22 protein-coding genes are annotated in these 25,010 nt (G+C 64.4%); 8 read left to right on the top strand and 14 right to left on the bottom strand.

The genetic code is table 11. From position 1 onward, the window contains the following. Positions 1-11 precede the first annotated feature (11 nt). Positions 12-899, top strand: a complete 888-nt coding sequence (locus tag BRA471DRAFT_RS06170) for a TauD/TfdA family dioxygenase (RefSeq protein ID WP_007605479.1) — start codon at positions 12-14, stop codon at positions 897-899. A 147-nt stretch (positions 900-1,046) separates the two neighbouring features. Here the strand turns inward: BRA471DRAFT_RS06170 and BRA471DRAFT_RS06165 are convergent, their stop codons facing one another. After that, the gene (locus BRA471DRAFT_RS06165) at positions 1,047-1,691 is read right to left on the bottom strand and encodes a YqgE/AlgH family protein (RefSeq protein WP_007605477.1); all 645 of its coding nucleotides are present in this window, start codon (positions 1,689-1,691) and stop codon (positions 1,047-1,049) included. A gap of 142 nt (positions 1,692-1,833) precedes the next feature. Between BRA471DRAFT_RS06165 and BRA471DRAFT_RS06160 the strand changes: the two genes are divergently transcribed. The 3 genes from BRA471DRAFT_RS06160 to BRA471DRAFT_RS06150 all read left to right on the top strand — a co-directional run bounded on the left by BRA471DRAFT_RS06160 (position 1,834) and on the right by BRA471DRAFT_RS06150 (position 5,328). Continuing rightward, on the top strand, positions 1,834-2,673 hold the full coding sequence (locus BRA471DRAFT_RS06160) for a protein-disulfide reductase DsbD domain-containing protein (RefSeq protein WP_007605476.1): 840 nt from the start codon (positions 1,834-1,836) through the stop codon (positions 2,671-2,673). 265 nt (positions 2,674-2,938) lie between these two features. Next, positions 2,939-4,306: a flippase gene (locus BRA471DRAFT_RS06155; RefSeq protein ID WP_035974682.1), complete on the top strand. Its 1,368-nt coding sequence runs from the start codon at positions 2,939-2,941 to the stop codon at positions 4,304-4,306. A 197-nt stretch (positions 4,307-4,503) separates the two neighbouring features. Beyond that, a complete protein-coding gene (locus tag BRA471DRAFT_RS06150) occupies positions 4,504-5,328 on the top strand; it encodes a sulfite exporter TauE/SafE family protein (RefSeq protein ID WP_007605473.1) in 825 nt (274 codons plus the stop codon). 234 nt (positions 5,329-5,562) lie between these two features. Here the strand turns inward: BRA471DRAFT_RS06150 and BRA471DRAFT_RS06145 are convergent, their stop codons facing one another. The 12 genes from BRA471DRAFT_RS06145 to cysG all read right to left on the bottom strand — a co-directional run bounded on the left by BRA471DRAFT_RS06145 (position 5,563) and on the right by cysG (position 16,850). Next, the gene (locus tag BRA471DRAFT_RS06145; protein WP_007605472.1) at positions 5,563-6,351 is read right to left on the bottom strand and encodes a 3-hydroxybutyrate dehydrogenase; all 789 of its coding nucleotides are present in this window, start codon (positions 6,349-6,351) and stop codon (positions 5,563-5,565) included. Position 6,352: 1 nt separating this feature from the next. Further along, complete coding sequence (locus tag BRA471DRAFT_RS06140) at positions 6,353-7,528, bottom strand: patatin-like phospholipase family protein (protein ID WP_007605471.1); 1,176 nt, start codon at positions 7,526-7,528, stop codon at positions 6,353-6,355. Between the two features lie 78 nt (positions 7,529-7,606). Further along, entirely contained in the window at positions 7,607-8,110 is a 504-nt protein-coding gene (locus tag BRA471DRAFT_RS06135) for a CAP domain-containing protein (RefSeq protein WP_007605470.1), read from the bottom strand. A gap of 164 nt (positions 8,111-8,274) precedes the next feature. Beyond that, positions 8,275-9,309, bottom strand: a complete 1,035-nt coding sequence (locus BRA471DRAFT_RS06130; RefSeq protein WP_007605469.1) for a sulfate/molybdate ABC transporter ATP-binding protein — start codon at positions 9,307-9,309, stop codon at positions 8,275-8,277. Then, positions 9,299-10,210 carry a sulfate ABC transporter permease subunit CysW gene (gene cysW, locus BRA471DRAFT_RS06125; protein WP_007605467.1) on the bottom strand — a complete coding sequence of 304 codons (912 nt, stop codon included), beginning with the start codon at positions 10,208-10,210 and terminating at the stop codon, positions 9,299-9,301. The genes BRA471DRAFT_RS06130 and cysW overlap by 11 nt, the downstream gene beginning before the upstream one ends. Before the next feature lie 9 nt (positions 10,211-10,219). Continuing rightward, a complete protein-coding gene (gene cysT, locus BRA471DRAFT_RS06120) occupies positions 10,220-11,056 on the bottom strand; it encodes a sulfate ABC transporter permease subunit CysT (RefSeq protein WP_007605465.1) in 837 nt (278 codons plus the stop codon). 36 nt (positions 11,057-11,092) lie between these two features. After that, complete coding sequence (locus tag BRA471DRAFT_RS06115; RefSeq protein WP_007605463.1) at positions 11,093-12,094, bottom strand: sulfate ABC transporter substrate-binding protein; 1,002 nt, start codon at positions 12,092-12,094, stop codon at positions 11,093-11,095. Between the two features lie 120 nt (positions 12,095-12,214). Beyond that, positions 12,215-12,946, bottom strand: a complete 732-nt coding sequence (locus tag BRA471DRAFT_RS06110; RefSeq protein ID WP_007605461.1) for a phosphoadenylyl-sulfate reductase — start codon at positions 12,944-12,946, stop codon at positions 12,215-12,217. Beyond that, on the bottom strand, positions 12,943-13,458 hold the full coding sequence (locus tag BRA471DRAFT_RS06105; protein WP_007605459.1) for a DUF934 domain-containing protein: 516 nt from the start codon (positions 13,456-13,458) through the stop codon (positions 12,943-12,945). The genes BRA471DRAFT_RS06110 and BRA471DRAFT_RS06105 overlap by 4 nt, the downstream gene beginning before the upstream one ends. Beyond that, positions 13,445-15,100: a nitrite/sulfite reductase gene (locus BRA471DRAFT_RS06100; protein ID WP_007605457.1), complete on the bottom strand. Its 1,656-nt coding sequence runs from the start codon at positions 15,098-15,100 to the stop codon at positions 13,445-13,447. The genes BRA471DRAFT_RS06105 and BRA471DRAFT_RS06100 overlap by 14 nt, the downstream gene beginning before the upstream one ends. Before the next feature lie 11 nt (positions 15,101-15,111). Further along, positions 15,112-15,429 (bottom strand): DUF2849 domain-containing protein, encoded by a 318-nt coding sequence (locus BRA471DRAFT_RS06095; RefSeq protein ID WP_007605455.1) that lies wholly within the window; start codon positions 15,427-15,429, stop codon positions 15,112-15,114. Continuing rightward, positions 15,426-16,850, bottom strand: coding sequence for a siroheme synthase CysG (cysG, locus tag BRA471DRAFT_RS06090; RefSeq protein WP_007605444.1), 1,425 nt, complete (start codon positions 16,848-16,850; stop codon positions 15,426-15,428). Before cysG ends, BRA471DRAFT_RS06095 begins: the two co-directional genes overlap by 4 nt. A gap of 245 nt (positions 16,851-17,095) precedes the next feature. Between cysG and cysD the strand changes: the two genes are divergently transcribed. The 3 genes from cysD to BRA471DRAFT_RS06075 all read left to right on the top strand — a co-directional run bounded on the left by cysD (position 17,096) and on the right by BRA471DRAFT_RS06075 (position 22,391). Continuing rightward, positions 17,096-17,890 (top strand): sulfate adenylyltransferase subunit CysD, encoded by a 795-nt coding sequence (cysD, locus tag BRA471DRAFT_RS06085; protein WP_035974680.1) that lies wholly within the window; start codon positions 17,096-17,098, stop codon positions 17,888-17,890. A gap of 19 nt (positions 17,891-17,909) precedes the next feature. After that, complete coding sequence (cysC, locus tag BRA471DRAFT_RS06080) at positions 17,910-19,847, top strand: adenylyl-sulfate kinase (RefSeq protein WP_007605440.1); 1,938 nt, start codon at positions 17,910-17,912, stop codon at positions 19,845-19,847. Between the two features lie 378 nt (positions 19,848-20,225). Beyond that, positions 20,226-22,391: a malate synthase G gene (locus BRA471DRAFT_RS06075; RefSeq protein WP_007605438.1), complete on the top strand. Its 2,166-nt coding sequence runs from the start codon at positions 20,226-20,228 to the stop codon at positions 22,389-22,391. Positions 22,392-22,458: 67 nt separating this feature from the next. On the opposite strand, the gene BRA471DRAFT_RS37355 is transcribed toward BRA471DRAFT_RS06075, so the two are convergent. Then, positions 22,459-22,614: a Thivi_2564 family membrane protein gene (locus BRA471DRAFT_RS37355; protein WP_007599832.1), complete on the bottom strand. Its 156-nt coding sequence runs from the start codon at positions 22,612-22,614 to the stop codon at positions 22,459-22,461. Between the two features lie 275 nt (positions 22,615-22,889). Here BRA471DRAFT_RS37355 and BRA471DRAFT_RS06070 point away from each other — a divergent pair, with 275 nt between their 5' ends. Next, positions 22,890-24,983: a methyl-accepting chemotaxis protein gene (locus BRA471DRAFT_RS06070; protein WP_007605437.1), complete on the top strand. Its 2,094-nt coding sequence runs from the start codon at positions 22,890-22,892 to the stop codon at positions 24,981-24,983. The last annotated feature ends 27 nt before the right edge of the window (positions 24,984-25,010 follow it).

The raw sequence follows: 25,010 nt of genomic DNA, 5'->3' as shown, positions 1-25,010 counted from the left end.
GAGAAAACGCCATGACGATCGCCATCCGGCAGCTTCACAAACATTTTGTCGGCGAGGTCTCGGGCCTCGACCTGCGGCAACCTCTCACCGAGGCCGAGGCGCGCGAGATCGAAGCCGCCATGGACAAATATGCGGTGCTGGTGTTCCACGACCAGGACATCACCGACGAACAGCAGATGGCCTTTGCGCTGAATTTCGGCCAGCGCGAGGACGCGCGCGGCGGCACTGTCACGAAGGAAAAGGACTACCGGCTCCAATCAGGACTGAACGACGTTTCCAATCTGGGCAAGGACGGCAAGCCGCTGGCAAAGGACAGCCGCGCGCATCTGTTCAACCTCGGCAATTGCCTCTGGCATTCCGACAGCTCGTTCCGCCCCATCCCGGCTAAATTCTCGCTGCTGTCGGCGCGCGTGCTCAACCCGAAGGGCGGCAACACCGAATTCGCCGACATGCGCGCGGCCTATGACGCGCTCGACGACGAGACCAAGGCGGAGATCGAGGACCTCGTCTGCGAGCACTCTCTGATGTATTCGCGGGGATCGCTCGGCTTCACCGAATACACCGACGACGAGAAGGCGATGTTCAAGCCGGTGCTGCAACGGCTCGTGCGTACCCATCCCATCCATCGCCGCAAGTCGCTCTATCTCTCATCGCATGCCGGCAAGATCGTCAGCATGAGCGTCCCCGAGGGCCGGCTGCTGCTGCGCGATCTCAACGAGCACGCGACGCAAAGCGAGTTCGTCTACGTCCACAAATGGACGCTGCATGACCTCGTGATGTGGGACAACCGCCAGACCGTGCACCGTGTCCGCCGCTACGACCAGTCGCAGCCTCGCGACATGCGCCGCGCGACGGTGGCGGGCACGGAGCCGACGGTGCAGCAGCAGGCGGCGGAGTAGCTTTTTGTCGCCCCGGCCTGCGCCAGGCGAAGGCCGGGGCCCATATTCCAGAGACGAAGTTATCGGACGAATCTGATAACTCCGAATCATCGCCAAACCTCGTTCGGTGGTTATGGGTCCCGGCCTTCGCCGGGACGACATACAAGGCTACGCGTGGCCCGCCTCGTTCGACAGCATGCCGGGATCGATGCCGATCTTGCGCAGTGCGCGCCCGTATTTTTCGTCGACGTCGTCGCCGAAGATCAAATCCGAATCCGCGTCGCAATGCAGCCAGCCATTGCTCTGGATTTCGGTCTCGAGCTGGCCCGGCGCCCAGCCTGCATAGCCGAGCGCGAGGATGGCGTGCTTGGGGCCGGAGCCGTTGGCGATCGCACGCAGGATGTCGACAGTCGCGGTGAGGCAGACGCCGTCGTCGATCCGGAGCGTCGCGTTCTCGATGTAGAAATCGCTGGAATGCAGCACGAAGCCGCGGCCGGTATCGACCGGACCGCCGCGCAGCACCTTCATGCTTTCGGCGTTCTCCGGCAGCTTGATGTGCTCGCCCTTGTTGATGATGCCGAGCTGCTGCAACAGCTCGGGGAAGTCGATGCTGCCGGCCGGGTGGTTGACGATGATGCCCATCGCACCCTCGGCGGAGTGGGCGCAGAGATAGATCACCGAGCGCTCGAAGCGCTCGTCGCCCATCACGGGCATGGCGATCAACAGCTGGCCGTCGAGATAGCCCGCCGAACTCGGGAGCGCGGGGGCTGACTTGCGGGTGCTTTCGCCCGTCCTCTTGCCTGTGGGAGCCATCGGTGAAGCACTCCGGTTTCAATTCCTATCCTGATGTCGGGCCGGCCGGCTGTCAAATCAAGGCTTGCAGGGACTTGATTCAAGTGCATCCATCACAAGCAATTCAATGGTTTGCCGCGGGGCGACCCTGTAAAGACGTACCATGCTGACAAGAGTTCCCCGGCGTGCGGCGATTGGCGTCGCGACAACCCTGCTCGCGTCGTCGCTGGCGCTTGCGGCCCATGCCGACGACGCATCGCCGTGGCAGCGCGACGGACATTCCGCGGTGCGGTTGCTGGCGGGATCGCGCAGCGGCGCCGTCCTGCTCGGCGGTATCGCCTTCCAGATCCAGCCCGGCTGGAAAACCTATTGGCGCATGCCGGGCGATTCCGGCGTTCCGCCGCGCTTCGATTTCTCGAAATCTGACAATGTCGAAGCGGTGACGGTGATGTGGCCGGCCCCGCAGAAATTCGACGACGGCGCGGGCGGCCATTCGATCGGCTATCACGACCAGATCGTGCTGCCCTTGCGCATCATCGCCAAGGCGGCGGACAAGCCGGTGACGTTGCGCGCCGAGATCAATTATGCGGTGTGCGAAAAGCTTTGCATTCCGGTCGAGGCCCGCGCCGAGCTTGGCTTCAACAGCGTCGCCTCGACCGAGGACGCCAATCTGCGTGCAGCGCTCGACACCGTGCCCAAGCCTGCGACCATCGGCGATCCCAACCCGCTCACCATCCGCGACGTCAAGCGTGACGGGCCCAAGAATGTCGTCGTCGACGTGGTCGCGCCGGATGCGCACACCGTCAATCTCTACGTGGAAGGCCCGACGCCCGATTGGGCGTTGCCCATCCCGGCACCGGTCGAGCCCAGCCCACCGGGCGTGAAGCGGTTTTCTTTCGAACTTGACGGACTGCCGCCGGGCGCCAAGGCCGACGGTGCTGCGCTGAAGTTCACGCTGGTCGGGCGGGAGAAGTCGTACGAGTTCAATACGAATTTGGAATGAATGCGCTGCTGGCGCCGCGCGTTCAGCTGTCGTCCCGGACAAGCGCAGCGAAGTGGAGCGCCGATCCGGGACCCATAGCCACAGGGAGTGGTTTGGCGAAAACTCGGAGCCATCAGCGAGCGCAACAACTTCTCACTGCGGCTATGGGTCCCGGCCTTCGCCGGGACGACACCGAGGATGGGACGTCCACCCAACCGAATCTTAACGAATGGTTGCTAATCCCCAAGGTTATCGCCGCATGCAAGACGCCTGGGGATCCTTCGAATTGGCCGTAATGGATGCAGAACCCGCAACGACCGGACCTGCCGGCCTCATCGCGCGGCTGCGCGAAAAATTGACGGGCGGGTCGAGCGAGGCATCGCTGACGCGGCGGCTGGCCGGCACCATCTTCGTCATCCGCGTGATCAGCGCCGGCCTTGCCTATTTCTCGCAGGTCCTGCTCGCGCGCTGGATGGGGACGTCGGACTACGGCATTTATGTTTATGTCTGGACCTGGGTTCTGCTGCTCGGCAGCATGATGGACTTTGGCATCTCGGCCTCCGCGCAAAAGATCATTCCGGAATACCGCGCCCGTGGCGAGCATGCGCTGCTGCGCGGCTTTCTCTCGGGCAGCCGCTGGCTGACCTTTGCCGTTTCCGCACTGGTGTCGCTCGGCCTCGCCGGTCTCGTCAAATTGCTGTCACCCTGGATCGATCCGGCCGAGGTGCTGCCGCTCTATATCGGCTGCATGACGCTGCCCGCTTTCGTCGTGGCCAACACCCAGGACGGCATCGCGCGCTCGCATGACTGGATGCAGCTCGGCCTGATGCCGCAATTCATCATCCGCCAGGCCCTGATCATCGGCATCACGGCCTGCGCCTTCCTGCTCGGCTATCCTCTCGGCGCGGTCGCCGCGATGATCGCGAGTGCCGGCGCGGTGTGGATCGCGATGACCGGACAGATGGTGGTGCTGAACCGCAGGCTCACCGATCACATCGAGCCCGGCCCCAAGGCCTACGACGTCGGCGGCTGGCTCGCCGTGTCGCTGCCGATCCTGCTGGTCGAAAGCTTCTACCTGCTGCTGTCCTATACCGACGTGCTGGTGCTTCAGCAGTTCCGCCCCTCCGACGAGGTCGGCGTCTATTTCGCCGTGGTGAAGACACTGGCGCTGGTCTCTTTCATCCACTACGCGATGTCGGCGACGACCGCGCATCGCTTTGCCGAATACAACGCAAGCGGCGACAAGGCGCGGCTGTCGGCTTACGTGGCGCATGCCATCAACTGGACGTTCTGGCCGTCGCTGGCGGCGACCATCGTGCTGCTCGCGCTCGGCAAGCCGCTGCTCTGGCTGTTCGGGCCGCAATTCGTGGTCGGCTACGACATCATGTTCGTCGCCGCCATTGGCCTCGTGGTGCGCTCCGCGATCGGCCCCGTCGAACGGCTGCTCAACATGCTCGGCCAGCAGAAGATCTGCGCGCTAGCCTATGCGCTGGCCTTTGCGATGAACCTGGTGCTCTGCATCGCGCTGGTGCCGCGCTTCGGCGGCCACGGCGCTGCGGCCGCGACCTCGATCTCGCTCAGTTTCGAGACGGTGCTGCTGTTCTGGATCGTGCGACAGCGGCTCGGCCTGCACGTGCTGGCGTTCGGGAAATAGGACCAGCGCCCCTGCTCTTCCGCGCTTCCGCTGGGGAACAACCGTTTCGCGGCACGCTGGGGAGCGCGGCTAAACCCCTGCCCGTTCAGCGAGGACAGCACGATTTTTCTTATTGCTCCCAAACAGTTGCTCTGCAGGGAAAGTTTATTCTACGTCATGTTGCCCAACTGACGAGATAAACCTAAGATTCCCTGGACATGATAGATCCACTCTACGTCGCCTCCGGGTTCGGCGTCGGCCTGCTGGTTGGAATGACCGGCGTCGGCGGCGGTTCGCTGATGACGCCGCTGCTGATCCTGCTGTTCGGCATTCACCCATCGACCGCGGTCGGCACCGACCTGCTCTATGCCGCTGCCACCAAGACCGGCGGCAGCGTGGTGCATGGCTGGTCGCGCAGCGTGCACTGGCCGGCGGTGCTGCGGCTCGCCTGCGGCAGCCTTCCGGCGAGCGCGCTGACGCTGCTCGTGCTGTGGAAGCTCGACCTCAAGAGCGATTCCGAGCGCAATCTCGTCAACCTCGTGCTCTGCTTCGCACTGCTGCTGACCGCGACCTCGCTGATTTTCCGCAGATCGATCATGGAGCGCTTTCGCCGGCGCCTGGAGCAGGTCGATGACCGCACCACCGCGATTGCGACAGTCGTCACCGGAATCGTGCTCGGCGTGCTGGTTTCGATTTCATCGGTCGGCGCCGGCGCGGTCGGCGTCACCGTTCTGCTGCTGCTCTATCCGCGCCTGCCGGTGGCGACCATCGTCGGCTCCGACATCGCCCATGCGGTCCCGCTGACGCTGATCGCCGGAATGGGGCACTGGGCGCTTGGCGACGTGGATTGGGCGCTGATGGGCGTGCTGCTGTTGGGCTCGCTGCCCGGTATCGTCGTCGGCAGCTTCAGCGCGACGCGCGTGCCTGAGACGGTGCTCCGCCTGACACTTGCCTGCGTGCTGTTCGTGGTCGCCGGCAAGATCATGTTCGCGGAGCTGCACCTGTCCTCGGCGTTCGAGACGGCGCTGGCCTGGACACATTAGACAGAGAACGGCCGCACCACTCTCACTGTCATCGCCCGCCTTGTGCGCAATTGCGCACTGGGGCGGGCGATCCAGTACGCCGAGACCGTTGTGATTGGCCGAGAAGCTGCGGAGTACTGGATGCCCCGCCTGCCGCCTACGCTAAAGCTTCGGCGCCCCTAGACCTCAGCCCCGGCGAAGCCTTGGCGTAGCCGGGTCGCGGGGCATCACCGAGAGTTGTTGGGTTGACGCGAACTACTCCGCGGTCCAGCCGCCGTCGATCGACAGGTTGGTGCCGGTGATCTGCGCGGCATCGTCGCCGCACAGGAACAGCGCGAGGGCTGCGACCTGCTCGGAGGTGACGAACTCCTTGGTCGGCTGCGCGTCGAGCAACACGTCGTTGATGACCTGCTCGCGCGTGAGGTTGCGGGCCTTCATGGTGTCGGGGATCTGCTTCTCCACCAGCGGCGTCCAGACATAACCGGGGCTGATGCAGTTGCAGGTGATCTTGTGGGTCGCGACCTCCAGCGCCACGGTCTTGGTCAGGCCGGCGATGCCGTGCTTGGCCGACACATAGGCCGACTTGAAGGGCGAGGCGACCAGCGAGTGCGCGGAAGCGGTATTGATGATGCGGCCCCAGCCCTTCTTCTTCATGCCGGGGACGGCGGCGCGAATGGAATGGAAGGCCGAGGACAGGTTGATCGCGATGATCTGGTCCCATTTCTCCGGCGGGAATTCCTCGATGGGCGAGACGAACTGGATGCCGGCATTGTTGACGAGGATGTCGACCGAACCGAAACTCTTCTCGCCGAGCGCGATCATCCCGGCGATCTCGGCCGGCTTGGTCATGTCAGCCGGCGAATAGACCGCCTTAACGCCGAAGTCGGACTCGATCTTGGCGCGCTCCTTCTCGATGTCCTCCGGCGAGCCGAACCCGTTGATGACGACATTGGCACCGGCGGCGGCGAAGGCGCGCGCATAGGCGAGGCCGATGCCGCTGGTCGACCCGGTCACGACGGCGTTCTTGCCTGACAGACTACCCATATTAGTCGCTCCTTTTTGCCGGGGGCGCAGTGACGTCCCCCGTGAGATCGTAGGTCACCATGGTCTCGCCGGATTGCGGCCGCTCGAGCCAGTCCTTGTGGCGCATCGACAGATGCACGTCACGCACGCCGGCTTCCCAATGCTCGACCATGGCGACATGCGAGAAATCGTAATCCTTGGACGAGGATTCGTAGTTCTTGCTGCGGTAGATCAAGTGCACCACAGTCACGGTGCTTTCGCGCGATACCTTGGCAAGGAATTCCACGGAAGGGTCGTTCTTGAGATAATCGGGCAATTTGGAAATCAGGTCGCGCACGGCCCTGCGGGCGTTGTGCACCTGCTTGTTCTTGTCGGTGTTCATCCGCGTGCGGCTGGAGAAGCGGATGTCCTTCTCGCGCTCGGTCGCCTCGAGCAGCGAGGTCGGCAGATCGCCGCGGGCGCTGAACAGGTCGATCTGGAAGATCAGGAGATCGCGGTCGGTCTCGGCGTCCAGCACGAAGTCGAGCGGCGTGTTGGAGGCGATGCCGCCGTCCCAATAATGCTCGCCGTCGATCACGACGGACGGAAAGCCGGGCGGCAGCGCGCCGGAGGCCATGATGTGCTCGGGGCCGATTTTCTTGCCGAGCTTCCTGAACTCGAAATTGTCGAAATATTTGAAGTTGCCGGAGGTGACGCCGACCGCACCGACCGACAGCCGCGTTTTCAGATCGTTGATGCGGTCGAAGTCGACCAGACGCTCCAGCGTCTTCTTCAGCGGTGCGGTGTCGTAATAGCTCTCGGCCTGCGGGCTGCCGGGCGGCCAGAGCGGCGCGGGCGGAATGCGCGGCGTGAAGAAACCGGGGACGCCGAAGGTCGCGATCAATGCGGCGCTGGTCGAGTTGAACAGCTCGCGGCTGTGGTCGCTCTTGCCGATCGGCTTCCATGGCACCGGCGCGGAGACCATCTCCCAGAATTCCTTCAGCCGCTTGACGCGCGTCTCCCCTTCGTTGCCGGCGATGATCGCGGCGTTGACAGCGCCGATCGAGATGCCGGCGACCCAGTCCGGCTCGAACCCGGCATGGCAGAGCGACTGATAGGCGCCGGCCTGATAGGAGCCGAGCGCGCCGCCGCCCTGGAGGACCAGGACACGTTGCGCGTTCGCGGGGATCGTTGCGACTTGTGGACTATGATCGGTCATGCGGGAACAATAGCAGATGGCGAGCGACCGTGGCGACAGTCTGCCGCGGCGTCAATGCATCCCGGGATCAAGTCTGGCTTATCGGGCGTCCGTCGAGGCCAGGATCATGGTCCAGAACACCTTGTATTTGGTGCCGGGAGCATAGCCCGCCGCGATGCCCAATTTTGTGACACCGCTCTTGAGCATGTTGGCGCGGTGCGGGGGCGAGTCGCGCCAGCCGGAAAACGCTTCCGCCAGCGTATGATAGCCGGCCGAGACGTTCTCGACCGCAACGGTCGCCGGATAGCCGCCGGCGCTGAGGCGCTTGGCCAGCGGTGCGCGGACGTCATGGTCCATCTTGTTGGCGGCAGCCATGGCCTGGGACTGAGATTCGGCGAGACTCATCAGGGCAGGATCGATCACGACGGTGCCGAGCCCGTTGTTCTGGCGGTATTGCGAGATCATGATCGCTGCCGCCTGCGCATCGAGCTTTGCGCCCGGGACAGCCATATCGGCATACATCGAGGGCTGCTGGACCGGTGCCTCGTTGCCAGCACAGCCGGCGAGCAGCAAAAGGATTGATATCGCGGCCGCGACGCGCATGAACAGGAGCCCCCAAATCACGGCGGTTGTTGCATACCAACCGTGGCTGAAAGGTGAATATTGAGGAAAAACGACCAAGTCGTTCCGGGGCGATGCGAAGCATCTAACCCGGAATCTCGAGATTCCGGGTCCGGTCCTGCGGACCATCCCGGAATGACGGGGATCTAGCCCGCAAATATCCGGTAGCGCCGGGGCTCCAGGCCGATCGTGTCGCCGGCTCGCAGTTCCCTGCCGCGGGGAGCGTCGATCTCGATGGTCTCTCCGCCTGATAGTGCCACCTCGGCCCGCTGCACGGGGCCGAAATTCCGGACATGCCGCACGGCGCCCTCGAAGGCGCCGCTGCCGGGCGGGCCGACCAGCATGTCGTGTCGCCGCACGAACAGTCTTGACGCGCCAGGCGCAAGGCCATCTGCCGCGAGCCGCAGCGGCCGGTCGCCGAGCGTGATGAGACCGCCGGCGATCAGGACAGGAAGCTCGATGGATTCGCCGATGAAGCTGTGGACGAAGGCGGTCGCCGGGCTCTCATAGACGTCATCGGGCGAGCCGATCTGCTCGATCTTGCCCTTGTCCATCACGACGACGCGGTTGGCGACTTCGAGCGCCTCCTCCTGGTCATGGGTGACGAAGATCGAGGTGACGTTGATCTCGTGGTGCAGCGAGCGCAGCCATTTGCGCAGCTCCTTGCGCACCTTGGCATCAAGCGCGCCGAAGGGCTCGTCGAGCAGCAGGATACGTGGCTCGATCGCGAGCGCGCGGGCCAGCGCGATGCGCTGGCGCTGGCCGCCCGAGAGCTGGCTCGGATAGCGGTCGGCGAGCCAGTCGAGTTGCACGAGATCGAGCAGCTCCTTGACGCGCGCACGGATGGTCGCTTCATCCTTGCGGATCGCGCGCGGCTGCACGCGGAGCCCGAAGGCGACGTTCTCGAACACCGTCATGTGGCGGAACAGCGCGTAGTGCTGGAATACGAATCCGACGTGCCGCTCGCGCGCGCCCTGCGCCAGCGCGTCCTCGCCGTTGAAAGACACCTCACCGGAATCGGGCCAGTCGAGCCCGGCGATGATCCGCAGCAGCGTCGTTTTGCCCGAGCCGGACGGCCCGAGCAGCGCCAGCAGCTCGCCGTCATTGACCTTGAGGTCGACGCCGTCGAGGGCTGCGAAGCTGCCGAACTTCTTGACGAGATTCCTGACTTCAATGCTCACTTGCGTCATGTCCTTCGTCGAGGTGATTTTCGAGAACGGTTTTCGCGATCAGCGTGATCAGCGCCAGCATCGCCAGCAGCGAGGCGATCGCGAACGCCGCGACGAACTGGTATTCGTTGTAGAGAATCTCGACCAGGAGCGGCATCGTGTTGGTCTCGCCGCGGATATGGCCGGAGACGACGGACACCGCGCCGAACTCGCCCATCGCGCGCGCGTTGCAGAGCAGGACGCCGTAGAGCACGCCCCATTTGATGTTGGGCAGCGTGACGCGGAAGAAGGCCTGCAGGCCTGAGGCGCCGAGCGAGATCGCGGCCTCCTCCTCCTGCGTGCCCTGCTCCTGCATCAGCGGGATCAACGCCCGCGCCACGAAGGGGAAGGTCACGAAGGTGGTCGCAAGCGCGATGCCGGGCACCGCGAACAGGATCTGGACGTCATGATCGCGCAGCCAGCCGCCGAAATAGCCCTGCGCGCCGAACAGCAGCACGAAGACGAGGCCCGAGATCACCGGGCTGACCGAGAACGGCAAATCGATCAGCGTGATCAGGAAGGTCTTGCCCCTGAACTCGAACTTCGCGATGGCCCAGGCCGCGACCAGGCCGAAGACGAGATTGAGGCCGACCGAGATCGCCGCCACCACCAGCGTCAGCCTGATCGCGGACAGCGCCTCCGGGTCGGCCAGCGCGGCGAGATAAGCGAGAATTCCCTTCGAGAAGGCCTGCGCGAACACCACGACCAGCGGCAGCACGACGAAGACTGAGAGAAAGGTCATCGCCAGCGCGATGATGACGATGCGAACCGCCCTCGGCTCGGTGCGCAGGTTGTTCCGCGCGGCCGCCGCATGGGCGCGTGCCTTGGCTTCGGGGGCCGAGAGTGAGACGGAATCTGCGATCTGCATCGTCATGATCCGCCCTCAGCGTGCCGGGATCCGGCTCTGCGCCCAGCGCTGAAGCCGGTTGACGGCGAAGATGATGACGAAGGAGACGACCAGCATGACCACCGCGATGGCGGTCGCGTCGGCATAGCGGAATTCGGACAGCCGGATCACGATCAGCAGCGGCGCGATCTCGGAGACGTTGGGCAGATTGCCGGCGATGAAGATCACCGAGCCGTATTCGCCGACCGCGCGCGCGAAGGCGAGCGCGAGCCCCGTCAGCAGGGCCGGCCCGAGCGAGGGCAGGATCACGCGAATAATGGTCTGCCAGCGGCTCGCGCCAAGGCTGCCCGCGGCCTCCTCGATCTCAGGGTCGAGATCCTGGAGCACCGGCTGCACCGTGCGCACCACGAACGGGATGCCAATGAAGATCATGGCGACGAAGATGCCGACAGGTGTGAACGCCACCTTGATGCCGGCCGCCGCGAGCGGCGCGCCGAGCCAGCCCTTCTCGGCGAACAACGCGGTCAGCGCGACGCCGGCGACCGCCGTCGGCAGCGCAAAGGGCACGTCGACGATGGCATCGAACAGCCGCCTTCCCGGGAAGCGGTAACGCACCAGTGCCCAGACGATGATGCTGCCCATCACGAGATTGACCCACGCCGCCGCGAAGGCGAGGCCGAAGGAGACGCGGAGGGCATTCAGGGTGCGGCGGCTGGAGAGGATGTTCCAGAACTGCTCGGGGCTCAGCTCGAGCGATTTCAGGAACAGCCCGGCGAGCGGAATCAGGATGATGATCGACAGCCAGGACAGCGTCAGCCCCATGGTGAGACCGAAGCCCGGCAATGTCCGGCGTCGTGCTGCGATTGCGCTCACCAGGCCCCCTGTTTAAGCCCCGCCGACAGCGCCCGATCAGTTCTTGTAGATCTGATCGAAGACGCCGCCGTCGGCAAAATGTTCCCTCTGCGCCTTGGTCCAGCCGCCGAAAAATTCGTCGATCGTGAACAGTTCGACCTTCGCGAAGGAGTTTTCGTGTTTTTTGGCGATCTCGGGATCGCGCGGACGATAGAAGTTGCGCGCCGCGATTTCCTGACCTTCCTTGGTGTACCAATATTGCAGGTAGGCGTCGGCGGCGTTGCGGGTGCCTTTTTTATCGGCAACCTTCTCGATGATCGTCACCGGCGGTTCCGCCAGGATCGAGAGCGGCGGCGCCACGATCTCGAATTTCTCCGGTCCGAATTCCTTGAGCGCCAGGTACGCCTCGTTCTCCCAGGCGAGCAGCACGTCGCCGACGCCGCGCTCGACGAAGGTCACGGTCGCGCCGCGCGCGCCGGTGTCGAGCACCGGCACCTGCTGATAGAGCTTTCCGATGAAATCCTTGGCCCTGTCCGCCGAGCCGTATTTCTTCTGCGCAAAGCCCCATGCCGCGAGATAATTCCAGCGCGCGCCGCCTGACGTCTTCGGGTTCGGCGTGATCACGGCGACACCCGGCTTGAGGAGATCGTCCCAATCCCTGATGCCCTTCGGATTGCCCTTGCGGACCAGGAACACGATGGTCGAGGTGTAGGGCGACGAATTCTGCGGCAGGCGCTTCTGCCAATCAGCCGTCGTGAGGCCTTTGCCCGCGATGGCGTCGATGTCGTAGGCGAGCGCAAGCGTCACCACGTCGGCCTGCAATCCGTCGATCACGGCGCGCGCCTGCGAACCGCTGCCGCCATGCGACTGCTTGATCTCGACGCTCTTGCCGGTTTCTTTCCGATAGGCACTCGCGAACGCCTTGTTGAACTCGACATAGAGCTCACGCGTCGGATCGTACGATACGTTCAGCAGATTGATGTCGGCGGCGAGAGCCGAGCTTGCCAACATGCCTGTCACGAGTAGTCCTGCAGCGAGCGGAACGATACGACGCATCATGTCCATCTCCATTCACATCAATGACGTCGGCGTCATCGATGGCAGGCATAACTCGGGTCGAAACACGCTTAAGTCAACGGAACCGGATTTTCTTGTTCGTAGCCGGGCAGCGTAACTTTGCTACGAAATCTTCATCGTGTGGATGCCGCATTCCGTCTTGGCCCGGCCGCGCCAGCGACCCGCACGCTCATCCTCGCCCTCAGTCGTTCTGCTCGTGCATGGCATACACCCAACCGACAGAAATCCCGACGCAACCAGAGGATGACGCGGCAATTTGGCGCGGGCGAAGATCGCCTCGAGTTCCTCGCGCGAAACATTGGCGAAGGGATTGAACTTCAACCGCGCGCCGTCGTCCTCGACCACCGGGATGTCGGCGCGCGAGTTGCCCTGGAAGCGCTTGCGGCCGTTGAGCCATGCGTCGAACGGCTTCAGCGCCCGCGCCAGCGGCTCGACCTTGCGGATACGGCAGCAGGCGTCGGGATCGGAGAACCAGAGGTCGCGGTCGGGATCTTCGCGCGACAGCGTCTCCTCGGCGGGCGTGATCGAGCGGACATCCTTCAGGCCGAGCATCGCAATCAGCGCATCGCGATAGGCCAGCGTCTCCTCGAACAGCCAGCCGGTGTCGAGGAAGATCACCGGGATCGCCGGATCGACATCCGCCATGACCTTGAGCAGCGTCGCCGATTCCGTGCCGAAGGACGACACCAGCGCAAGCTTGTCGCGCCCGACCGCCTTCAGCGCATCGGCGATGATTTCGGCGGGCGAGGCATCGCGCAAGGCACGATCGAGCTCCTCCGCCGAGGGCAGCGCAGAGGCGGAGATTGACGAAACTGGGGGCGCGATTGCGTTCACGTGCCGACACCTTCGGAGTGACGCAGTTGCATGCGCCGGTGCAGCGCCGTGATGCGGCCGTCACCGGTCGGCTGGTAGAACACCGAATAGCGCTTCGCGGTCTTCATGAAGGCTTCGGCGTCAGCCTGCTTCTTGACGTCGAAGGAATCGAAGCCCGCACGCAGCATGAACACGAACTGGTCCCGCAGGATCTGGCCCGTCGCACGCAATTCGCCGCGGTAATTGTAGCGCTCGCGCAGCAGCCGCGCCTGGCTGTAAGCGCGTCCGTCGCGGAAGGTCGGGAACACCAGCGCGACGACGGCGATCTTGCCGAGATAGGGCACCAGCTCGGCGATGTCGCGATTGTTCGGCCAGATCACACCGACCTTGCCGGTCCGCTTGAGCAACGCATCCGCCTCGGCGACGAAGCGCTCGGCCGGCACCAGGATGTCGCCGCCCTCGGGCAGCGGCGTGTCGACGGCGAGCTTGACGAAGCTGTCGTCGGCGATCTTTCCGCCGTTAACGAGTGGCATAAACGCGCTCCTTGAAGGGTTCGACGCCGAGGCGCTTTACGGTGTCCATGAACAGCTCTTCGGGCCGCTCGCGCAGCGCCAGATAAGCTTCCACGATGTCCTCGACGACGTCGGCGACCTCGTCGAACTTGACGCCGGGGCCGATCAGATTGCCGAGTGCGGCACTCTCGTCGGCGCGACCGCCGATGGTGATCTGGTAGACCTCCTCGCCGTTCTTCTCGACGCCGAGAATGCCGATGTGACCGACATGGTGATGGCCGCAGGCGTTGATGCAGCCGGAGATGTTGATGTGGAGACGGCCGATCAGATTAGCCAGCTCGTGATTGGCGAAGCGCCGCGTCAATTCCTGCGCGATCGGGATCGAGCGCGCATTGGCCAGCGAGCAATAGTCGAGACCCGGGCAGGCGATGATGTCAGTGATCAGATTGACGTTCGGGGTCGCCAGCCCGAGCTTGTCGAGCGCCTTCCACAGCGCCGGCAGGTCGCGCTTGGCGACATGCGGCAAAGCGAGGTTCTGCTCGTGGCCGACGCGGATCTCACCGAACGAATATCTGTCGGCGAGATCGGCAAGCGCATCCATCTGCTCGGCGGTAGCGTCACCCGGAGGCGCCCCGATCGGCTTCAGCGAGATCGTGACGATGGAATAGCCCTGGACCTTGTGCGGGGCCACCGAGTTCTTGCGCCATGCCTCGAAATCGGGATCCGCCGCGGCCTGCCGCAGTTCGTCCGGCATGTGCGGCAGCTTCTCGTAGGCGGGATAGGTGAAGCGCGAACGGATGTCCTCGACAACCTCGTCATCGATCAGGAGCGAGGAGTTGCGGATGTGCTGCCACTCCTCCTCGACCTCGCGCGAGAACTTCTCGATGCCGAGCTCGTGCACGAGGATCTTGATGCGCGCCTTGTAGATGTTGTCGCGGCGGCCGTACTGATTATACACTCGCAGGATCGCCTCGATATAGCTGAGAATGTCGCGGCCATGCACGAAGTGCTTGATGGTCTTGCCGATGAACGGCGTGCGCCCGAGCCCGCCACCGACCAGCACCTCGAAGCCGGTCTCGCCCTTCTCGTTCTTGATCAGCTTCAGCCCGATGTCGTGGATCTTGATCGCGGCGCGGTCGTGGTCCGACGCGGTGATCGCGATCTTGAACTTGCGCGGCAGGAACGAGAATTCCGGATGCAGCGTCGTGTGCTGGCGGATCAGCTCCGACCAGATGCGAGGATCCTCGATCTCGCCGGGCGCGACGCCGGCCCACTGGTCCGAGGTGACGTTGCGCATGTTGTTGCCGGAGGTCTGCATCGCATGGATGCCGACCTCGGCGAGATCGGCCAGCGCATCCGGCAGCTCGGCAAGCTTGATCCAGTTGAACTGGATGTTCTGCCGGGTCGTGAAATGGCCGTAGCCGCGGTCGTATTTGCGCGCGACGTGGGCGAGCGCGCGCAACTGGTTCGACGCCAGCGTCCCGTAGGGGATCGCGACGCGGAACATGTAGGCGTGCAGTTGCAGATAGACGCCGTTCTGAAGCCGCAGGATCTTGAACTCGTCCTCGGTGAGCTCGCCGGACAGGCGGCGCTTCACCTGGTCGCGGAATTCCGAGACGCGCTCGTTGACGAGCGTACGGTCGATTTCGTCGTAAGCGTACATGAGAGAATGCCTTAAACCTGGACCGGCTGTCCGATGGTCACGCCGGTGCGGCGGATCTGTTCGCGCAGATTGCCGGGCTCGATCTTGCCGTCCGCGCCGACCTGCACCGGCGCGATATAGGGACCGATTGCGCCGACGTCATCGGCCACGGACTCCGCAAGCAACGCTTTCGCCTCGTCGGAGTTGCGCACGATCGCGGCTTCCGACAAGTCCGCGGACCAGCTCTTGGCGGCGGTGCGGTAAACCACGATGCCGTCCCAGGTGCGGTTGGCGGTCACGACCGAGGGGCCGGCGATCTTGATCTTCTTCTGTTCAAGCGGGGAGGTCATTCGGCTGCATCCAATAGGTCAGAGATGATTTGCTTTGGGGTTTGGCGACGAAGCGAACCGGCATGCCGGAGCACATCGCCGATGATGAGAATGGCGGGACCGCCGTTGGTCCGGCGGACCAGCTCAGGCAGGTCGCGCAGCGTGCCGATCGCGCCTTGCGCATCGAGCCGCGTGACGCGGGCGAACACGCCGACCGGCGTCTCCGGCGAACGACCGGCGGCCAAGAGGCCGGCGCGTATGGCCGGCGCAGCCGTCATGCCCATGTAGACCACGACGGTCATCCTGGCGTCGGTCAGCGTCGACCAGTCCACGACTTCCGCGTCGCGCGCCTTGTGCGCGGTGAGGAAGGTGATGCGGGTCGCTTCGTTCCGATAGGTGAGCGGCACCTCGAAATCGGCGGCACCGCCGAGCCCTGCGGTGATGCCGGGAATGATCGAATAGGCAACGCCGGCGGCACGCAACGCTTCGACTTCTTCGCCGCCGCGGCCGAACACGAAGGGATCGCCGCCCTTCAGCCGCACCACACGCTGGCCGGATTGCGCGGCCTCGATCATGCGCGTGTTGATGGCGTCCTGCCCGATGCCGGGCTTGCCGACGCGACGGCCGACCGGCACGCGCGTGGTGTCACGGCGGATGCGGTCGAGAACTTCAGGCGAGACCAGTTCGTCATGGAAGACGATGTCGGCGTCCTGGAGCGCGCGCAGCGCCTTGATGGTGAGCAAATCCGGATCCCCCGGACCGGCGCCAACCAGCGCGACCGAGCCTTCCGGCTTGTCGGCGCGCGCGAACGCGGATGGATCGGAAATCGCCTTGAGCGCTGCGTCCGCCTCGCCTTTGCGGCCGGCCAGAACGGCGGCGCCGATCGGACCGTCGATGACGCGCTCCCAGAAGCGGCGGCGGAGCGGAAACTCGGCAATACGTTCGTTGATGGATTTGCGGAAGCCGCCGATGAACTCGGCGAGCTCGCCGATGCGCGCCGGCAGCAGTGCCTCGATCTTCTCGCGCACGCGCCGCGCCACCACCGGCGACGTGCCGCCAGTGCCGACGGCGACGACGACATCGCCGCGATCGACGATCGCCGGGAAGATGAAGCTCGAATGCTCGAGATCGTCCATGACGTTGACGGGCAGGCCGAGCGCCTTGGCGCGGACCGACATCGCCACGCCGACATCGCCAGCGCCGGCGCAGACGACCGCGATGATTCCCGAGAGATCGGCTGTCAGCGGATCGGCGGCCGCGATGTCGATACGCGCGGCGTGCCCGGAGCTCAGACCCAGGTCCTGATTGCCGTCGGTCGCATGCACGCGAATGCGCGCACCGGCCGCAGCGAGCACGCGCAGCTTGGCGCGCAGAAGCTCACCCGCGCCGATGAGGACCACCGGACCGGCCTTGAGATCGAGGAACACCGGCAAGAACCGCATACGATACTCGCTCCCCCCAGATCCGGGGTTGACTGGAATTATTTTCTATATATGTGTCGTTTCGAGCGCGCAAAGAGAAAATTTTTTCTTCTCTCTTGCACCGCAACTATAGAATTTTCGCCTTCAAACGCAAAGTGGCAGAGATGCATCTTCTCAAGGACAATTCCACTGCTGTCGGGTTGGGCAGCCCGGCCGCGGCCGAGCGCGCGCGCACGCAAGAATTTTCTGTCGACCTTGCCCCGAGCATGGACCATCTCGACCAGCTCGAGGCCCAGAGCATCTATATCTTCCGCGAAGCCTTCGGCCGCCTCAAGAAGATTGCCCTGCTGTGGTCGCTCGGCAAGGACTCCAACGTCATGATCTGGCTGGCGCGCAAGGCGTTCTTCGGCCGTCTGCCGTTCCCGGCCCTCCATGTCGACACCGGCAAGAAGTTTCCGGAGATGTATCGCTTCCGCGATCACTACGGGAAGGAATGGGATCTCGATCTGCGCGTCGAGCCCTGCCCGCCGATTGATGCCGTCGACCCAACGCTGCCGCCGGCTGCCCGTTCCGCGGCGCGCAAGACCGAGGGCCTCAAGATGGCACTCGGCAAATACGGTTTTGACGGCCTGATCGCCGGCATCCGCCGCGACGAGGAGGCGACGCGTGCCAAGGAGCGCGTGTTCTCGCCACGTGGGCTCGAAGGCAATTGGGACGTGCGCGACCAGCCGCCGGAATTCTGGGATCACTTCAACGCATCGCCGCCGCAAGGCGCGCATTTGCGCATCCATCCGATCCTGCATTGGACCGAGTCCGATATCTGGGCCTACACCAAGCGCGAGAACATCCCGATCATCCCGTTGTATCTGTCGCAAAACGGCAAGCGCTATCGCTCGCTGGGCGATCAGGACATCACCAATCCGGTCGCCTCAAACGCGTCGACCATCGACGAGATCCTGATCGAGCTCGAGCAGACCAAGGTGCCGGAACGTTCCGGCCGCGCGCTCGACCACGAGACCGAGGATGCATTCGAGCGCCTGCGTGTCGCCGGCTATCTCTGATCAAGGACGCGAGCGTCGTATGAACATGATCGTCACCCCCGCTTCGCCCGCCACTCCGAACGGCACCACGTCGATGCCAAATGGCACGACGCGACCGCAGGTCCGCATCGTCATTGTCGGCCATGTCGATCACGGCAAGTCGACGCTGGTCGGCCGCCTCTTGCACGAGACCGGCAGCCTGCCCGACGGCAAGCTCGAGATGCTCAAGGCCGTCAGCGCGCGGCGCGGCATGCCGTTCGAATGGTCGTTCCTGCTCGACGCGCTCCAGACCGAGCGTGACCAGGGCATTACCATCGACACCACGCAGATCCGCTTCCGCACCAATTCGCGCGACATCGTGCTGATCGACGCACCCGGCCACGCCGAATTCCTGCGCAACATGATCACCGGCGCCTCGCAGGCCGACGGCGCGGTGCTGATCATCGACGCCCTCGAAGGCGTGCGCGACCAGACGAGGCGGCACGGCTATCTCCTGCATCTGCTCGGCGTGAAGCAGGTCGCGGTCGTCGTCAACAAGATGGACCGCGTCGACTTCTCCGCCGAGCGCTTCAAGGAGATCAGCGACGAGATCTCGGCGCATCTGCAAGGGCTCGGCGTGAAGCCCACGGCCGTGATTCCGATTTCCGCCCGCGACGGCGACGGCGTCGCCGAGCGCACCGACCGGATCGGCTGGTACAAGGGCCCGACCGTGGTTGAGGCGCTGGATCGGCTCGAACCGGCGCGGCCGCTGGAAGCGCTGGCGCTGCGCTTGCCGGTGCAAGCGATCTACAAATTCGACGATCGCCGCATCGTTGCGGGCCGGATCGAATCCGGCAGCCTCGTCGCCGGCGACGAAATCGTGATCATGCCGGCCGGCAAGATCGCCAGGATCAAGACGGTCGAGAGCTGGCCGGTGACGCCGGTCGCGGGCCGACAGGGTGCTGGCCGCTCGGTCGGCATCACGCTCGACCGCGAGCTGTTCGTCGAACGCGGCGATATCATCGCGCATACCAACAGCGCGCCGCGCGAGACGCGGCGGCTGCGCGCGCGGATCTTCTGGTTGCACGACAAGCCGCTGGCCAAGGGCGACCAGCTCCTGGTTCGCTGCGGACCGAAGGAAAGCCGCGCCACGGTCGTCGCAATCGAGAAGGCGGTCGATCCGGGCGAGCTGTCGAGCGTCGAGAACAAGGCAATCGGCCGCAACCATGTCGGCGAGATCGACATTTCCCTTTCGAATCCGATTGCCACCGATCCCTACACGGAAAATCCGCGCACCGGCCGTCTCGTGATCGAGGTGTCCGGGCGCATCGCCGGCGGCGGTCTGGTGCTGTCGGTCGATGCCGGCCAGCGCGCCGTGCCCGTCGACATCGTGCCGGTGGAATCCGCGCTGCGGCCCGACGAACGCTCCGCGCGCTATCGTCACAACGGCGCCGTGGTCTGGCTCACTGGCCTCCCCGCCTCCGGCAAGTCGACTCTCGCAAAAGCGCTGGAGCGGCGGCTGTTCAGCAATGGCGGCTCACCGATCCTGCTCGACGGCGACACGCTGCGCGCCGGGCTCAACAGCGATCTCGGCTTCTCCGCCGCCGATCGCAGCGAGAACATCCGCCGTCTCGCCGAAGTCGCGACACATCTCGCCCGTAACGGCCACATCGCCATTGTCGCTGCGGTCTCGCCCGCCCGCGAGGACCGCGCCACCGCGCGCCGCATCGCCGACACTTCGTTCCGCGAGATCCACGTCGCGACGCCGGCGGAAATTTGCGAGGAGCGCGACCCCAAGGGCCACTACAAAAAGGCCCGCGCCGGCACGCTCGCGTCGTTCACCGGTATCCTCAACAACTACGAGACGCCGCAAGCAGCCGAGCTCGTGATCGACACCTCGACGCGGACGGTCGCCGAGGCGGCGGACGAGATTGAACAGATGCTCAAGACGACCGGCGTGCTGTTCGACGAAGTCGTGGACCTCGCCGCGAATATTTGACGGCGCCGATTATCGCGCCACATCATCGGAGTCGTCCCGGCGAAGGCCGGGACCCATACCGCGCGATCTGTCGGTGGGGATGGGGCGCGAATCCCGGACTACTAATCTTTGTCAAATTTCTCCCTGTGGTTATGGGTAACGGCCTTCGCCGGGACGACGCCGGGGAGAGATCACGCTCATTGCTTTGGCATTTGACGCTTAGGTGCCTTCCTCGCCGGCCTGCCCCACCGCCTTGACATTTTGACAACTTTTGGGGGCCTTCTCACGGCCCCGATTTTGGGGCTAATAAGATCCTGAAAGCCGCCCCTTATGGGCGCATTTTGCTGCTGTCGGGTCAAAAGCAGCCAAAAACAGCCATTTCCAACGAGAAAGCCCATCATGAAACGCGTCGATGCCCACGGATTGAAGATCGCTCCCGTCCTGTTCGATTTCATCGCCAAGGAAGCGGCCCCGAAGACGGGAATCGCGCCGGATGCGTTCTGGGCCGGGCTCGCCGCCATCATCAAGGAGTTGGGGCCGAAGAACCGCGCGCTGCTGGCGGAGCGCGACACGCTGCAGACCAAGATCGACGACTGGCACCGCGCCAACAAGGGCAAGGCGTTCGACCTCAATGCCTATACCGCCTTCCTGAAGGAGATCGGCTATCTCGTCCCTGAGCCGGCGACGCAGAAGGTCGAGACCGCCAATGTGGACGAGGAGATCGGCACGATCTGCGGCCCGCAGCTGGTCGTGCCCCTGACCAACGCACGCTATGCGCTGAACGCGGCGAATGCGCGCTGGGGCTCGCTCTATGACGCCTTCTACGGCACCGACGCGATCCCGCACGATCCGTCCGAGAGCGGCAAGGGCTACAACAAGGCGCGCGGCGACAAGGTCATCGCCAAGGCAAAAGCGTTCCTCGATTCCGCGGTGCCGCTGGCGACCGGCAGTCACACCGACGTCACCGCCTATAGCGTGGTCGCGGGCCAGCTCGCGGTGAAGCTGAAGAGCGGCAATGCCACCGCGCTGAAGAACGCCGCGCAATTCGCAGGCTTCCAGGGCGATACGGCCGCACCGAGCGCGGTGCTGCTCGCCAACAACGGCCTGCATGTCGAGGTGAAGATCGACCGCACCAGCGCGATCGGCAAGGACGATCCGGCCGGCGTCGCGGACATGGTCATGGAGTCCGCGGTCTCAACCATTCTCGACATGGAAGACTCGGTCGCGGCGGTCGACGCCGAGGACAAGGTGCTGGTCTATCGCAACACGCTCGGCCTGATGAACGGCACGCTGTCGGCCGATTTCGAAAAGGGCGGCAAGACGTTGACGCGCTCGCTCAATGCCGATCGCAGCTACAAGACGCCTGACGGCAAGGGCGAGGTCAAGCTGCACGGCCGCAGCCTGCTCCTGATGCGCAATTGCGGTCACCACATGTTCACCGACGCGGTGCTGGACGACAAGGGCGAGGAGATTCCGGAAGGCTTGCTCGACGCCGCCGTCTCCGGGCTTCTTGCCGTGCACGACTTGAAAGGCAACTCCAAGGTCAGGAACAGCCGCACCGGCTCGGCCTATATCGTCAAGCCCAAGATGCACGGCCCCGACGAGGTGTCGCTGACCTGCGAGATCTTCGACCGCGTCGAGAAGATGCTGTCGCTGCCCGAGAACACGCTCAAGGTCGGCATCATGGACGAGGAGCGGCGCACCACCGTCAACCTCAAGGCCTGCATCCAGCGCGCCTCCAAGCGCATCATGTTCATCAACACCGGCTTCCTCGACCGCACCGGCGACGAGATCCACACATCGATGGAAGCGGGTCCGATGATCCGCAAGAACGAGATGAAGGCGCAGCCCTGGATCAAGTCCTATGAGGACTGGAACGTCGATATGGGCCTGACCTGTGGCCTGCCCGGCCATGCCCAGATCGGCAAGGGCATGTGGGCCGCGCCGGACAAGATGGCGGACATGCTGGCCCAGAAGCTCGCTCATCCGCAGGCCGGTGCCACCACCGCGTGGGTGCCTTCGCCGACGGCCGCGACGCTGCACGCGCTGCACTACCACCAGGTCAACGTCACCGCGCGCCAGCAGGAGCTCGCCAAGGGCGGCCCGCGGGCAAAGCTCGAGGACATCCTCACCATCCCGGTGTCGAAGTCGAACCGGGCGCCCGACGACGTCAAGCAGGAGATCGACAACAACTGCCAGGGCATTCTGGGCTATGTCGTGCGCTGGATCGACCAGGGCGTCGGCTGCTCCAAAGTGCCTGACATCCACGACGTCGGCCTGATGGAAGACCGTGCCACCTTGCGCATCTCCAGCCAGCACCTCGCCAACTGGCTGCACCAGGGCGTCATCACCGAAGCGCAGGTGATGGAATCGCTCAAGCGCATGGCGGTCGTGGTCGACAAGCAGAACGCCGGCGATCCCGTCTACAAGCCGATGGCGCCCGCCTTCGACGGCACAGCCTTCAAGGCGGCGAGCGACCTCATCTTCAAGGGACGCGAGCAGCCCAACGGCTACACCGAATACATCCTCACCGCCCGCCGCCGCGAGGCGAAGGCGGCGGGATAAGCCCGAATAAGCGAGCACCAAAAGCCCCGGCTCACGCCGGGGCTTTTTTGTTGGAGCAGTAGCCCGGCTAGAACACTGCCAAATATTTCAGCAGCGACACGATACCGATGATGATGACGACAACGCGCGCGATCTGCTTGGCGCGGCCGTCCATCGGCAGCATGTTGATGAGGTAAAGTACGAGAATGACGACGAGAAAGGTGACGAGGACGCCGACCAACATTGCTAGGACCCCCCTTTTAGGCCAGTTGCGGACGCTCTCTCAACGCACAACTCCCGTGCCGGTTCCATTGATGCAACCCTCTGCAACTTCTAGTAATTCCGTACTTCTACCGTCAGTCGGCCTGCCTAAAACTTTACCCTTTTCCTTTCAGATGCAGTCACCGTTTGGGCCCTGAGCCACAAACGGCATGCGATTGCCTGGTCTTGCGTGCCCCTCTTTTCCGATGTTGCCCGGGGCGATTTCACGAACTTTGTCATGGGAATTGGGGGACTTCGATGCTGAATCGTCTGACCGTATCCGCGCTGCTGAAGGCGGTGATCGCGATCACGTCGGTTTGCGTGGTGATCGCACTCTCGCTCACCGCCTACGAGTCCTGGGATCGCCTGAAGACCGCCAACCGCATCTCGCAGATCGCCGTCACGTCCGCCGATCTGTTCAAGGCGATGCACAATCTGCGCACCGACCGCTCGACGACCAACCGCCTCCTGAACGCGACCGAGCCGATGGACGGCGAGATCGAAAAATACCTGCGCGCCTTGCGCGATGCCCAAATGCCCGCCATGGCGCGCGCGCTCGAGCTGCTGCCCAGTATGGACTTCCCACAGTCGGGCACCCTGGTACCGGAGCTCGCGCGTCTGTTCAAATTGTTGACCGAAGAGCAGAAGCAGTTCTGGGAGGATGTGGCCAAGCCGAAGGACCAGCGCCGCGCCGGCCTGCCCAAGGAATACATGGAGACGACGCAGGGCCTGCTCGACACGCTCGACAAGCTCTCGAACACGTTGGCCGCCACGGTCAATCACCTGGACGCCACGATCGACCAGCTCCTGTCGATCAAGCAGAACGCCTGGCTGCTCCGCAACACCGCGGGTGAGGCGTCGCTGATCGTCTCGACCGGGTTGGCCGCCGGCAAAATCACGCCGGAAGGCCGCTACGCCTATACCCAATATGTCGGCGGCACGAGCGCAATGTGGAAGGCGCTGGAGTTGTCGACGTCCGGCATGCAGTTGCCGGCGGGGCTCGCCTCCGCGATGGCCTCCGCCAAGACCTCCTATTTCGAGCCGCAATATCTGGCCTTGCGCGACCGTCTCGCCGACGCGCTGGTCAAGGGTGAGAAGCCCGAGATGACGGCGAACCAATGGAGCCCGGTCACGGTCGGCCGCATGGCGAGCGCGGTCGCAGTAGCAGAAGGTGCGCTCGATGCTGCCAAGATCCACACCCAGGAACAGCGCGGCGCCGCAGAGCGCGCACTGTTCGTGCAACTGACGCTGCTGGCGCTGGCCGTGGGGCTTGCCGTCGGCGCGATCATGCTGGTCAGCCGCCGCGTCATCACTCCGCTCAATACCATCCGGGACGCCATGCTGAAGGTCGCCGGCGGCGACCTTGCCGTCGACAGCGGTTATCTCGACCGCAGCGACGAAATCGGCGCGCTTGCCGGCGCGCTGGAGACGTTCAAGCAGCAGGCCAACGAGAAGCTCAAGATCGAGGCACAGGAGCGCGAACGCAATGCGGGCGCCTCCGCGCGCCAGCGCGCGGTCGAGACCTATGTCGGCGAGTTCGAGGGCGCGGTGCGCAAGACGCTCGGCGAATTGAGCGAAGCCTCCGGCGAAATGCGCAAGACCTCGGGCGATCTCTCCGCGGTGTCGCGGCAGACCAACGACCGCGTGCAGGTCGCGGGCAAGGCCTCCAATGACGCCTCCATGAGCGTCGACAGCGTCGCCGCCGCAGCCGAAGAGCTCAGCGCCTCGATCAACGACATCAGCCAGCAGGCCGCGCATGCCGCGGGCATCGCCAGCCGCGCCGTGACCCAGGCGCGCGACACCGACGGCACGGTGCAGGGTCTTCAAAAGTCGGCCGGCCGCATCGGCGAGGTCGTCGGCCTGATCAACACCATTGCGCAGCAGACCAATTTGCTCGCGCTCAATGCCACGATCGAGGCGGCACGCGCCGGCGAAGCGGGGCGCGGCTTTGCCGTGGTCGCCTCGGAGGTGAAGTCGCTGGCGAGCCAGACGGCCAAGGCGACCGAGGAGATCTCCGAGCAGATCGCCGATATCCAGAAGGTCGCGGGCGACGCCATCAGCGCGATCCAGACCATCGGCGGCATCATCGGCGAAGTGAACGAGGTCGCGACCGCAATCGCTGCCGCCGTGCAGGAGCAGGGTGCGGCCACGCAAGAGATCACCCGCAGCACGCAGTTTGCGGCGCAGGGCACCAGGAACGTCTCGGACAACATCACCGGCGTCAAGTCCGATGCTGACGCTGCGGCCGCCGCCGCCGACAACGTGAAGCACGCCTCCGAGATGCTGGAGAGCCAGAGCCGCCAGCTCGGCCATGAGGTCAGCGACTTCCTCGGCAAGATCCGCGCGGCGTAGGGTAGGTATCTAGAGCCACACAGGCCT

Origin of the sequence: Bradyrhizobium sp. WSM471, from assembly GCF_000244915.1 — a bacterium.
In the GTDB taxonomy this organism is placed as follows: domain Bacteria; phylum Pseudomonadota; class Alphaproteobacteria; order Rhizobiales; family Xanthobacteraceae; genus Bradyrhizobium.
This window is presented reverse-complemented; position numbering and strand designations above follow the sequence as displayed.

Bases quoted from the DNA above. Each gene is read 5' to 3' on its own strand.
- BRA471DRAFT_RS06095 (WP_007605455.1), bottom strand. From the start codon at position 15,429: ATGACCTCCCCGCTTGAACAGAAGAAGATCAAGATCGCCGGCCCCTCG.
- BRA471DRAFT_RS37355 (WP_007599832.1), bottom strand. From the start codon at position 22,614: ATGTTGGTCGGCGTCCTCGTCACCTTTCTCGTCGTCATTCTCGTACTT.
- BRA471DRAFT_RS06100 (WP_007605457.1), bottom strand. From the start codon at position 15,100: ATGTACGCTTACGACGAAATCGACCGTACGCTCGTCAACGAGCGCGTC.
- BRA471DRAFT_RS06150 (WP_007605473.1), top strand. From the start codon at position 4,504: ATGATAGATCCACTCTACGTCGCCTCCGGGTTCGGCGTCGGCCTGCTG.
- BRA471DRAFT_RS06140 (WP_007605471.1), bottom strand. From the start codon at position 7,528: ATGACCGATCATAGTCCACAAGTCGCAACGATCCCCGCGAACGCGCAA.
- BRA471DRAFT_RS06135 (WP_007605470.1), bottom strand. From the start codon at position 8,110: ATGCGCGTCGCGGCCGCGATATCAATCCTTTTGCTGCTCGCCGGCTGT.
- cysC (WP_007605440.1), top strand. From the start codon at position 17,910: ATGAACATGATCGTCACCCCCGCTTCGCCCGCCACTCCGAACGGCACC.
- BRA471DRAFT_RS06145 (WP_007605472.1), bottom strand. From the start codon at position 6,351: ATGGGTAGTCTGTCAGGCAAGAACGCCGTCGTGACCGGGTCGACCAGC.
- BRA471DRAFT_RS06165 (WP_007605477.1), bottom strand. From the start codon at position 1,691: ATGGCTCCCACAGGCAAGAGGACGGGCGAAAGCACCCGCAAGTCAGCC.
- cysW (WP_007605467.1), bottom strand. From the start codon at position 10,210: ATGACGATGCAGATCGCAGATTCCGTCTCACTCTCGGCCCCCGAAGCC.
- BRA471DRAFT_RS06105 (WP_007605459.1), bottom strand. From the start codon at position 13,458: ATGCCACTCGTTAACGGCGGAAAGATCGCCGACGACAGCTTCGTCAAG.
- cysD (WP_035974680.1), top strand. From the start codon at position 17,096: ATGGACCATCTCGACCAGCTCGAGGCCCAGAGCATCTATATCTTCCGC.
- cysG (WP_007605444.1), bottom strand. From the start codon at position 16,850: ATGCGGTTCTTGCCGGTGTTCCTCGATCTCAAGGCCGGTCCGGTGGTC.
- BRA471DRAFT_RS06115 (WP_007605463.1), bottom strand. From the start codon at position 12,094: ATGATGCGTCGTATCGTTCCGCTCGCTGCAGGACTACTCGTGACAGGC.
- BRA471DRAFT_RS06170 (WP_007605479.1), top strand. From the start codon at position 12: ATGACGATCGCCATCCGGCAGCTTCACAAACATTTTGTCGGCGAGGTC.
- BRA471DRAFT_RS06070 (WP_007605437.1), top strand. From the start codon at position 22,890: ATGCTGAATCGTCTGACCGTATCCGCGCTGCTGAAGGCGGTGATCGCG.
- BRA471DRAFT_RS06075 (WP_007605438.1), top strand. From the start codon at position 20,226: ATGAAACGCGTCGATGCCCACGGATTGAAGATCGCTCCCGTCCTGTTC.
- BRA471DRAFT_RS06160 (WP_007605476.1), top strand. From the start codon at position 1,834: ATGCTGACAAGAGTTCCCCGGCGTGCGGCGATTGGCGTCGCGACAACC.